Origin of the sequence: Herminiimonas sp. CN, assembly GCF_000622895.1 — a bacterium.
Classification (GTDB): domain Bacteria; phylum Pseudomonadota; class Gammaproteobacteria; order Burkholderiales; family Burkholderiaceae_D; genus AVCC01.
In genome coordinates, this window is the sequence record NZ_AVCC01000098.1 from 1 (window position 1) to 10,713 (window position 10,713).

Consider the following 10,713-nt stretch of genomic DNA (forward strand, 5'->3'; position numbering starts at 1 on the left):
TTTCGGATCGCATCATATTTCCTTTTGCATGTGTGTTGGGACAACGGAAGAAACGTATTCTATCTTTCTTTAAACTGCATTGTACATAACAATCATATTAAATACATCTTTAAATTGCGCTGCGCAGAAAATCGGCTTTACTCCCTCTGATCGACCCCACCCCGCGCAACGCCGATTTTACTGAAATTGCATACCGTTAAAAATCAAGGGCCGATCTGCGGCAAAACAATCAGCCGCCGCTTTTCCGGTATGCTTGAAAAATTGTATTTTCCGATCAGATCCGATGAAAACCGACACGCCAGCCCACAACAGCCTGAATCCGAAGAACGACCGCATCGTCCTGGTCTTGCAGGGCGGCGGCGCGCTCGGCGCCTATCAGGCAGGAGTTTTTCATGCGCTGCATGAGCATGACCTGATGCCGGATTGGGTTGTGGGCACTTCGATCGGCGCCATCAATGCGGCCATTATTGCCGGCAATGACAAAACCACATGCCTGGAACGTCTGAAGGAATTCTGGAATCGGGTTTCGCGTAAAGATAGCGTCGATATGCAAAAGATCCCGGATCAGGCGCGCCGCTTCAATATTAATCTATCCACGCTCGACACCGTGACGCGGGGCGTGCCGGGATTTTTCTCGCCGCGCATGTTCAATCCTTTCGCGATCGGCCTGGCGGTTGCTCCCGAACAGGCAAGTTTTTACGACACCAGCGAATTGAACGATACGCTCACGGATCTGGTCGACTTCAAATATCTGAATGCCGGCGGCGCAACGCGCCTGACAGTCAATGCGATGCAGGTAAAAAGCGGCCAACTGGCCAGTTTCGACAGCGCCAAACAAGCCATCGGGGTCGAACACATCATGGCAAGCGGCGCATTGCCGCCCGGTTTTCCTCCGGTGCGGGTGGATGGCGAACTGTACTGGGACGGCGGCCTGTATTCCAACACGCCGCTCGATTCGGTGCTGGACGACAAGGCGTATGTCGACACCTTGTGTTTCATGGTTGATCTATGGAGCCCCGGCGGGCCGGAACCGAGAACCTTCGACGAAGTGCAGACGCGTCAGAAGGACGTGATGTTTGCCTCCCGCAACAAACGTCACCTTGAGTCTTATGTGCAGAGCCACAAGCTGCAACAGACCATGCGCGACCTCTACAAGCAATTGCCAACCAAGCTGAAAAACGGGATGGCGCCGGATACGCTGGCCGCGATGGGCGCCGACAACACCCTGCACATCGTGCAGCTCTCCTATGCCGGGCGGGACTGGGGCATGGCCTTGAAGGACATCAATTTCTCCCGGGGCTCGATTGAATGGCGCTGGGACCAGGGCTATCAGGATACGAAACGGGCGATCGAACAGGCCGGATGGCTTTCTTTCATATCGGAAGACACTGCCTTGGTGGTGCATGAAATCGCTCCGTACGTTTTTGAAAAAACGCTGGAAAAGTGAAATTCTGTACGATGCAACACGGTGTCAGGAGCTTGGCGGTTTCAGAAGCAGTGTAATTTTTACAATGCAATCAATTTTTCCAGCGAATGCGCAAGTCGGGGGTAAATAATTCGACGATATGTTTGCTAACGCACAAAACCTGGAGTGTTCTCCAGCGTAGGATAGTTCTACCGTGCAACTGGCGAGTCCGAAGCGGTAAGCATGGAAGCAGTAATACCTCCTGATGTCGATCAAGCAAGCTAAATGTTCACCCCCGAAAGGAAGCCTCATCATGAAAATATCCCGCCGCATTCCAACTTATCTGCTCGCTTTTACGCTGGTTGCCTTGGCAGGTTGCGCATCCACGGCAAAACAAGAAGGCACCGGAGAATATGTTGACGACGCAGTCATCACAACCAAGGTAAAAGCTGCCATTTTTAACGAACCCAGCTTGAAATCGACAGAAATCAATGTCGAGACTTTCAAGGGCAAGGTGCAGTTGAGCGGGTTTGTTTCTACGCAGGCCGACATCAACAAGGCAGTAGAAATTACACGCAGCGTCAAAGGTGTGATTTCAGTCAAGAACGATATGCACGTGAAATAACGTATCCTTCTACGATTGACCGGGCCGGCATTGCTTTCTTGCCAAAGCAATGCCGGCCCGATTCCAAATCGCTGGCGTATGCATATCTTGGCAGTCCTGCTTTTTTCCCATATCAAATTGGCAGATTACCAACTATGCCGCCAAAATTCTTAAAGCAATGAATCCAACAAAAACCAAACTAGCATCTCCCGCCGATCCTGCGGCTGTAAAACTACCCGCCCCCGAAGTTGCAGCAGAAACGCCAGCGGAAGCACCTTCCGAGTACCCTCGTCTGCCCAATCGCGTGGATGCGCGCGGGCTTTCACTTGCTATCCTGTCAACTCTGGCATTCGTGTTTGCGCTGCAGTGGTCGCAAAGGTTCTGCATTCCGCTGTTATTTGGCATCTTTATTGCGTACACGCTTAATCCGTTTGTCAGCGGCTTAAAGCGGCTCGGAATCCCCCGTTTTTTAGCCACCTGCATCATCATGCTCACGATATTAAGCACTGCAGCGCTCGCGGCCAATACCTTGCAGGATGAGTTCCAGTCAATATTGAACGGATTGCCAGCGGCGACCCAAAAGATATCGCGCGCTCTGAAAAAGAGTCAGGGCGGCCAGCCCAGCACGATGCAACAGATGCAGGCAGCGGCGACCGAGTTTGAGAAGGCTACCAGCCAGGCGACCGGCGCACCGCAACCCGCCAAAAAAACTGCCGCACCAGTGGCATCGGCATTCAAGGTCAGTGACTGGTTCTGGGCCGGCTCGCTCAGTGCTGCCGAGTTCGTCGGCCAGGCTGCTGTAGTGATTTTTCTGGTATTTTTTCTCCTGCTGTCCGGCGACACCTTCAAGCGCAAACTGGTCAAGCTATCCGGCCCGTCGATGGCGAGGAAAAAGATCGCGGTTCAGATACTGGACGACATCAATACCTCGATCCAGAACTACATGTCCATGTTGTTGGTAACCAATATGCTATTGGCAATAGTTACATGGATCGCCTTACGCTGGATTGGGCTTGAAAATGCCGGGGCATGGGCAGTTGCAGCAGGTTTCTTGCACATCATCCCGTATTTTGGGCCATTGCTGATCACGGTTGCCACCGGATTGAGCGCATTCATGCAATTTGAATCGTACTCGATGGTACTGCTGGTGTCCGGCACATCGCTGGCAATCGCCACCGTGGTCGGCACGTTTGTAACGACCTGGATGACGGGAAGAATCGCGAAGATGAATACCGCCGCAGTCTTTATCGGGCTACTGTTCTGGGGCTGGCTCTGGGGCGTCTGGGGCATGCTGCTGGGGATTCCGATCATCGTGATCGTCAAAGTCATTTCCGAGCATATTGAAGGCTTGCAGCCGGTTGCCGAACTGCTGGGAGAGTGAATCTGCTGTTCTCACAAGAAACCTCAGTCCACGAAAGACACGAAAAAAACGCTAAAGATCATGTTGTGAATCCTTTTCGTGAATTTCATGCCTTTCGTGGACAGCAACATCCGTTTCTCGATGAACTCCAACTCTTATTTTTGACTGGCCTGCTGCGCCTGCGCACGAATGGCTGACAGCGTCAGCGTCGGCGTGATCACTTCCGGCGACAGGCGGATTTCTATTACTGCCGGCAAGCCGCTGGCGCGCGCCTGCTCGAACGCCGGCATGAAATCGGCGGTCTGTTCCACCACCGTGCCAAAGGCACCGAAGGAACGGGCGAACGCGGCGAAATCCGGATTGGTCAGCGCGGTGCCATGCACCCGGGCCGGATATGCGCGCTCCTGGTGCATCCGGATGGTGCCGTAGATGCCGTTATTGACGACGATGAAAATCACCGGCAGCCGGTATTGCATCGCGGTGGCCAGCTCCGAGCTGCTCATCATGAAGCAGCCGTCGCCGGCGAACGCCAGCACGCAGCGCTGCGGGTACAGCGACTTGGCGGCAATCGCGGCCGGCACGCCGTAGCCCATCGCACCGGAAGTCGGCGCCAGTTGCGATTTGAAATGACGGAAGCGGTAAAAGCGATGGACCCAGGTCGCATAATTGCCGGCGCCGTTGCAAATGATCGCATCGGCCGGCAGATGGTCGCGCAGGTACAGCATGATGTCGCCCATCTGCACCGGCCCATCGACCTGCGGCGGCGTGCTCCAGGCCAGGTAATCGGCGTGGGCGATCGCGCCCTGGTTCTGCCAGCCAAGCGCGGCCGGCGGCGTTAATTCGGCCACAGCCGCGGCAAATTCCGGCATGCCGGAATTGACGGCCAAGGTCGCCGCATACACGCTGCCCAGCTCTTCGGCCCCGGCATGGACATGCACCAACTGCTGTTTCGGCACCGGAATATCGAACAGGCTGTAGCCGCTGGTGGTCATCTCGCCCAGCCGCGGACCGATTGCCAGCACCAGATCGGCATCCCTGACGCGTTGCGCCAGTTTCGGGTTGATGCCGATGCCGACGTCGCCCGCATACAGCGGATGCGTATTGTCGAACAAATCCTGAAAACGGAACGCGCACGCCACCGGCAATTGCCAGGCTTCGGCGAAACGGCGCAGATCGGCGCAGGCTTGCGGCGTCCAGCCGCTGCCGCCGAGAATCGCCAGCGGACGTTCGGCCTGCGCCAGCAAGCCGGACAATTGCTGCAGAGCAGCCGGAGCCGGAGCGGCGGCGACGCGCGCAAACCGCGGCGCAGCAGGCGCACTGACCTGATCGCGCAACATGTCTTCCGGCAGCGCCAATACTACCGGGCCGGGCCGGCCGGACACCGCGGTATGAAAGGCGCGGCTCAGGTATTCGGGAATCCGTCTGGCGTCGTCGATCTGCGCGGTCCATTTGCTCATCTGGCCGAACATGCGGCGATAGTCGATTTCCTGAAACGCTTCGCGGTCCATGCAGTCGCGCGCAACCTGGCCGATGAAGAGGATCAGCGGGGTCGAATCCTGGTATGCGGTATGAATGCCGATCGAGGCATTGGTCGCGCCCGGGCCGCGCGTGACCATCGCAATGCCGGGCCGGCCGGTCAGCTTGCCGTAGGCTTCGGCCATGTTGGACGCACCGCTTTCGTGGCGGCACACCCGCAGCGCGATCTGCTCGCGCACGTCGTACAGGGCATTGAGCACGTCCAGATAGCTTTCACCGGGTACGCAAAACACGTGTTCGACGCCATGCGTCACCAGACAATCGACCAGGATTTTTCCACCGCTGCCGGCGTGGATCGGATCAGTATGCATTTTCACCTCGAAATCATGTGCAACCATTGAAGATACAGCGCGTATCGCAATGCAAGCACTCTACTCCGAACCGTCCCGGCTTATGTGCTCAGGTCGAAGACCGCCATCGATTCCACATGGGCGGTATGCGGGAACATGTTGACCACGCCGGCGTAGCTCAGCGTGTAGCCGCCCTCCTGCACCAGCAATCCGGCATCGCGGGCCAGCGTCGATGGGCTGCAGGCCACGTACACGATGCGCTTGGGCATCATGTCCGGATGGCTGTGGCGCAGGCCGACCAATGCCTGACATACCGCGATGGCGCCGTCACGCGGCGGGTCGATCAACATGCGATCGAATTTGCCCAATGCGACAAAATCTTCGGCGGTGGCCTCAAACAGATTGCGGCAGGAAAACTGGGTTTTCTGCGCCAGCCCGTTCACCTGCGCATTTTCCAGCGCACGCTCGGTCAACTCGGTACTGCCCTCGATGCCGACCACTTCGCGGGCCTGGGTGGCAAGCGGCAAGGTGAAGTTGCCGAGGCCGCAGAACAGGTCGGCCACGCGCTCGCCGGGCTGCACATCAAGCAGGCGCAATGCGCGCGCCACCATCACGCGGTTGATGTGGTGATTGACCTGGGTAAAGTCGGTCGGCTTGAAGGGCATCTTCACGCCGAACTCCGGCAATGCATAGTGCAGCGTCGAGACTTCCGGATAAAACGGCACTGCGGTTTCCGGGCCCTTGGTCTGCAGCCACCATTGCACCCCGTGCAGGTCGGCGAAGGCCTTCAGCTCGGTCTCGTCCTCGGCGGTCAAAGGCGCCATGATGCGCAACACCATCGCCGTCACATCCTCGCCCACCGCCAGTTCGATCTGCGGCAACTGGCGCACGATGCTCAGCGACTCGATCAAATGCCGCAGCGGCACCAGCATCTTCGACACATGCGGCGGCAGCACTTCGCAGGTTTTCATGTCGGTGATGTAGCGCGACTTTTTCTCGTGGAAACCGACCAGCACCCCGCCCTTTTTCGGCACATGATTGACCGACAAGCGCGCGCGGTAGCGGTAACCCCAGGTCGGGCCGTAAATCGGCCGCAGCATGGTTTCTGCCCGGACCCGGCCGATATGCCACAGATTGTCTTCCAGCACGCGCTGCTTGACCGCCACCTGCGCCGATGGCTCCAGGTGCTGCATCGCGCAGCCGCCGCACAGGCCGAAATATTCGCACTTCGGTTTGACCCGCAACGCCGATTCGCGCTGGATGGAGAGCATCGTCGCCGCTTCCCATTGCGCCTTCTTGCGATAGGTTTGATAGCCGACCCGCTCGCCCGGCAACGCGCCTTCGACGAATACCACTTTGCCGGCGCTGCCGTCTTCATTCCGGAGGTGGCCGACGCCGCGGCCATCCATGTCCAGAGACTCGATTTCAATCATGTTAAGCGACATAGGAACACACTAAAGTTGCGAACCCGACCTCGGTCCGACATTGAAAAAATTGCGCAAGGGGTGATTGCATGTCCGGCATTGCAAACATGCAGCGAAATACAAAACCAGCCACTACAGCAGGGAATCCCTTTCTACGCCTTTGGCTGCCAGCGAGCGCTTCAACTTGTGCAACGCCTCCTGCTGAATTTGCCGGATGCGTTCACGCGTCACGCCCATTTCCTCAGCCAGCGTTTCCAGCGTGGCAGGATGATCGTTATCCAGGCCGAAACGGCGTGTAATCACGACTCTTTGCTTGTCCGGTAATTTATGCAGCCATTCCCGCACCAGCTGCGTCATTTCAAGCTGCTCGGCACGCAGGTCCGGCGCATCGTCGGCGTCACCGGGCAGCAGATCCATCAAACTCGATTGCGGGTCGCCATCCAGAGGAGCATCCAGCGAAGAGGCATGTTCCGAGAGCGCCAGGATATCCTGCACTTCCTCCACCTGCCTGTCAGTCAGGTGCGCGATGTCCTCGACGGTGGCTTCCTTGCCATCGTGATGTTGCGCTTCCAGATGGTATTTCGCCCGCAGAACCTGATTCAGTTCGCGCACCATATGCACCGGCAAGCGCACGGTGCGCGCCTGGTTCATGATCGCCCGTTCTATGTTCTGGCGGATCCACCAGGTGGCATAAGTCGAAAAACGAAAGCCGCGTTCAGGTTCGAACTTGTCGATCGCCCGCATCAGTCCCAGGTTGCCTTCCTCGATCATGTCCAGCAAGACGACGCCGCGATTGATGTAATGCTTGGCAATCGACACCACCAGGCGCAGATTGTGCTCGATCATCTTCTGCCGCGCCTCGAAATCACCCTGTTTGGCCAGTGTTGAGAAGTGCAATTCTTCGCTCGCCGTCAGTAGCGGGCGGGTTCCGATCTGATTCAGATAATGCTGCGTGGTATCAGTAGAGAGCTCGGCCACCAGCACGATTTTCAGTTCATCAACTGCCAGAGTCACCGTCTCGACCGCATTCTGGTTCTCGTCATCGTCGCCAGGCAATCCGTATTCAGCAACCGCACCATCGAATGGCGCATCAGGGATGTCCTCAGCCTCGTCATCCTGATCGTTATCCAGCGGGTGTTGCGGCTTGTTTGTCATGGAAGCTATCTGCTGGGCAAGAATTTAGATGGGTCGACCGGCTTTCCCTGTTGCCGGATCTCGAAGTGGAGCTTGACAGCATCCGCATCGGTATTGCCCATTTCGGCGATTACCTGGCCTTTGCTGACACTCTGACCTTCCTTGACGTTAATAGTTTTGTTATGCGCATAGGCAGACAACAGATTGTTGGTATGCTTGACGATGACCAGATTACCGTAACCGCGGATGCCGCTGCCGGCATACATCACCTTGCCCGCACCGGCGGCAAGCACACGCTGCCCGAGTTTGCCGGAGATATCGATGCCTTTGTTCTTGCCTTCGTCAAAGGAGGCAATCACTTTGCCTTCTGCCGGCCAGATCCAGCCGATGCCACCGTCGTCCGTATCAGCTATTTTGGCGGGGTCCGCTTTTACCGAAGCTGCAGCGGTGCTGCTTGCCGGCACTTTTGCAGCTGCAATGGCCGCGGCAGCTTCCGGTTTTTGCAGCTCGGCCAACGCGCTTTCGGAATACGGCCGTTTGTCGCCGCGCGGCGCAGTCTTGTTGTTGCCGGCACTGCCTGACGCCGCCGCAGGGGCCGACAATGCATGCACCTCAACTGCGGAACTTGCGACGCTGCCGGTTTGCGCACCGCCGGCTACTGCATCCGGCGGCTGGACGCGCAAAACTTGATCGACCTTGATATCGTTCGGATTGGTCAAATGGTTCCAGGCCACGATATCGCGGTAAGCCTGACCCTGATCAAGCGCAATCCGGTACAGGGTGTCGCCTTTTTTAACTGTGTAATAGCCGGGGCCGGCAGGGGCTTGCGCCTTGGCCGACTCGACGCTTGCCTTGGCCATGGGCAGGCGGTCGGCTACAGGCGCCGAATGGCGTGGCGTGCTGCACGCGGTCAACAGACCAAGCAATGCCGCTAACAAGCTTAAGCGTATTTTATTCATTCTCTCAATATGTTCATAAGACGCTGCAGCGCAGGTCATGGCTGCAGTTTTCATGCTGTTCCTGAACAGAGCGGAACGAAATGGCATTGTTCCAAAGCCACGCTGCTCCACTCCGATTTGCTGGTGCGCTCGATCAATTGCAGTTCCTGCTGCCGAGCACCTACCGGCGCCACCAGGCGGCCGCCGATGGCCAGTTGCTCCAACAGCAGGCGCGGCACTTCGAGGCCGGCCGCAGCCAGAATGATGCCATCAAATGGCGCCGCTTGCGGCAGTCCAAGCATACCATCTCCATATTGCAGGCGAATATTGGCAATGCGCAGCGGGCGCAGGTTGTTCTTGGCCAGCTCATGCAACTGCTTGATCCGTTCAACCGAAAAAACTTCCTTCGCCACCCGCGACAATACCGCTGCCTGATAACCGCAGCCGGTGCCGATTTCAAGCACCCGCTCCGGGCTGCGGCCATTGCACAGGATTTCCAGCATCCGCGCCACGATATACGGTTGCGAGATGGTCTGCTGATAGCCGATCGGAATCGACGCATCCACATATGCCTGGCTTGAAAAACCGGGTTCCATGAAAAGGTGGCGCGGTACTGCCTCCATCGCCGACAAAACTGCCTGATTCGTAATACCCTGCCTGGCCAGCCGTGCCACCATCGCACGACGCAATGAATCCGGCACCAGCGGGGCGCTGCGTGCACCGTCCGCCAAACCGCCCGGCCCCGGCTTCGATAGCGCAGCGGCCGAGGTCAAGCGGCTCGCCCGGTGCTGGTTATCCTGCGCACTGTTTTTGGTCGCTGTTTGCGGCGTGGCAACTGCATTGGCGGAAGAAGGCTTGCCATACGGCGACTTGATCGGTTTTTGCGAAAGAGCAGACAGCGAAAGCGGAAACCGCCTGGCCTTGTCGGTCATGACAACCCTTTCTTGAGCGCATCCAATTGCACGGTATGGGTCAAATCGATCTGCAACGGAGTCACCGACACATGCCCTTTTGCTACCGCATCGAAATCGGTGCCTTCGCCGGCATCCCTGGCTGCACCGACCGGGCCGATCCAAAAAATCTCGCGGCCATGCGGGTCCTGGGCCCTGATTACCGCCTCCGATTGATGACGCTTGCCCAGTCGGGTGGCCTGCAGCGGTTTGAGTTCATGGTAAGAGAGATTCGGAATGTTAACATTAAGCAAATACGGCTTGGGCAATGCATCGAATTGCCTTTCGACGATCTCGCGCGCCACCCGGGCCGCTGCCTCCAGTTGTCCCCAGCCTTTTTGCACCTGCGAAAAGGCAATCGACGGAATGCCGAACAGATACCCTTCGGTAGCAGCCGCCACGGTGCCGGAATACAAGGTGTCATCGCCCATGTTCTGGCCCTGATTAATACCCGACACCACCAGGTCCGGCTTATACGACAATACGCCAGTCAGCGCCACATGGACGCAATCGGTGGGCGTGCCGTTGACGAAATAAAAACCGTTGTCGGCGCGAAACACCGACAGCGGCCGCTCCAGCGTCAGCGAATTGGACGAGCCCGAGCGGTTGCTGTCGGGCGCCACCACCACGATTTCGGCAATCGGCGCCAGCGCCTTGGCTAGCGCGATCAGGCCCGGCGCCAGGTAGCCATCGTCATTACTGATAAGGATTCTCATGGAAGGCAATTTTACCCGATGCCCTATCCTGAATCCGCATCCAGCACGATGGATAGCAAAAATTTCCGCACAATAACAAAATATTACGATCGCTCTATTTATACTGATGCCGGGCATGCCAGCCATCAATGATATTGGCCGGTTTCTGTCCGCTGACACTGCTGGCGACGCCGTACCGAGTCAACCGGCCAGGCCGATGCCGTTTTTCGGAAAACCGACCGTAAAATATACTATATCCAGTAATATTAAACTCGCAGTATATTCCGTAGCTTGCGGCCAATTTCTACATATACCCAAGATAATTCTATTTTATAGCGCCATGTGTGCGCAAAAAAAGCCGCAACGAGTATGCTCGT

The 10,713-nt window shown here is 57.2% G+C and carries 9 protein-coding genes; 3 read left to right on the forward strand and 6 right to left on the reverse strand.

The annotated features are described in order from the left end of the window. Nucleotides 1–283: 283 nt before the first annotated feature. The 3 genes from HMCN_RS0115540 (at nt 284) to HMCN_RS0115550 (ending at nt 3,390) form a co-directional block, all read left to right on the forward strand. The gene (locus tag HMCN_RS0115540; protein WP_025918243.1) at nt 284–1,447 is read left to right on the forward strand and encodes a patatin-like phospholipase family protein; all 1,164 of its coding nucleotides are present in this window, start codon (nt 284–286) and stop codon (nt 1,445–1,447) included. A gap of 271 nt (nt 1,448–1,718) precedes the next feature. Next, on the forward strand, nt 1,719–2,030 hold the full coding sequence (locus HMCN_RS0115545; protein WP_025918244.1) for a BON domain-containing protein: 312 nt from the start codon (nt 1,719–1,721) through the stop codon (nt 2,028–2,030). A gap of 283 nt (nt 2,031–2,313) precedes the next feature. After that, the gene (locus HMCN_RS0115550; protein WP_025918245.1) at nt 2,314–3,390 is read left to right on the forward strand and encodes an AI-2E family transporter; all 1,077 of its coding nucleotides are present in this window, start codon (nt 2,314–2,316) and stop codon (nt 3,388–3,390) included. A gap of 134 nt (nt 3,391–3,524) precedes the next feature. Here HMCN_RS0115550 and HMCN_RS0115560 read toward each other — a convergent pair whose 3' ends face one another. The 6 genes from HMCN_RS0115560 to surE form a co-directional block, all read right to left on the reverse strand. Continuing rightward, on the reverse strand, nt 3,525–5,216 hold the full coding sequence (locus HMCN_RS0115560) for a thiamine pyrophosphate-binding protein (RefSeq protein ID WP_035627540.1): 1,692 nt from the start codon (nt 5,214–5,216) through the stop codon (nt 3,525–3,527). Nucleotides 5,217–5,296: 80 nt separating this feature from the next. Beyond that, a complete protein-coding gene (gene rlmD, locus HMCN_RS0115565; protein ID WP_025918247.1) occupies nt 5,297–6,640 on the reverse strand; it encodes a 23S rRNA (uracil(1939)-C(5))-methyltransferase RlmD in 1,344 nt (447 codons plus the stop codon). 111 nt (nt 6,641–6,751) lie between these two features. Continuing rightward, nucleotides 6,752–7,774 carry an RNA polymerase sigma factor RpoS gene (gene rpoS, locus HMCN_RS0115570; protein WP_025918248.1) on the reverse strand — a complete coding sequence of 341 codons (1,023 nt, stop codon included), beginning with the start codon at nt 7,772–7,774 and terminating at the stop codon, nt 6,752–6,754. A 5-nt stretch (nt 7,775–7,779) separates the two neighbouring features. Beyond that, on the reverse strand, nt 7,780–8,712 hold the full coding sequence (locus HMCN_RS0115575; protein ID WP_025918249.1) for a peptidoglycan DD-metalloendopeptidase family protein: 933 nt from the start codon (nt 8,710–8,712) through the stop codon (nt 7,780–7,782). A 50-nt stretch (nt 8,713–8,762) separates the two neighbouring features. Continuing rightward, nucleotides 8,763–9,623 carry a protein-L-isoaspartate(D-aspartate) O-methyltransferase gene (locus HMCN_RS0115580; protein WP_025918250.1) on the reverse strand — a complete coding sequence of 287 codons (861 nt, stop codon included), beginning with the start codon at nt 9,621–9,623 and terminating at the stop codon, nt 8,763–8,765. Then, a complete protein-coding gene (gene surE, locus HMCN_RS0115585; protein WP_025918251.1) occupies nt 9,620–10,357 on the reverse strand; it encodes a 5'/3'-nucleotidase SurE in 738 nt (245 codons plus the stop codon). Before surE ends, HMCN_RS0115580 begins: the two co-directional genes overlap by 4 nt. Nucleotides 10,358–10,713 lie beyond the last annotated feature (356 nt).

Coding starts and splice junctions, on each gene's coding strand:
- HMCN_RS0115540 (WP_025918243.1), top strand. CDS start 284: ATGAAAACCGACACGCCAGCCCACAACAGCCTGAATCCGAAGAACGAC.
- HMCN_RS0115545 (WP_025918244.1), top strand. CDS start 1,719: ATGAAAATATCCCGCCGCATTCCAACTTATCTGCTCGCTTTTACGCTG.
- HMCN_RS0115560 (WP_035627540.1), bottom strand. CDS start 5,216: ATGCATACTGATCCGATCCACGCCGGCAGCGGTGGAAAAATCCTGGTC.
- rlmD (WP_025918247.1), bottom strand. CDS start 6,640: ATGTCGCTTAACATGATTGAAATCGAGTCTCTGGACATGGATGGCCGC.
- rpoS (WP_025918248.1), bottom strand. CDS start 7,774: ATGACAAACAAGCCGCAACACCCGCTGGATAACGATCAGGATGACGAG.
- HMCN_RS0115575 (WP_025918249.1), bottom strand. CDS start 8,712: ATGAATAAAATACGCTTAAGCTTGTTAGCGGCATTGCTTGGTCTGTTG.
- HMCN_RS0115580 (WP_025918250.1), bottom strand. CDS start 9,623: ATGACCGACAAGGCCAGGCGGTTTCCGCTTTCGCTGTCTGCTCTTTCG.
- surE (WP_025918251.1), bottom strand. CDS start 10,357: ATGAGAATCCTTATCAGTAATGACGATGGCTACCTGGCGCCGGGCCTG.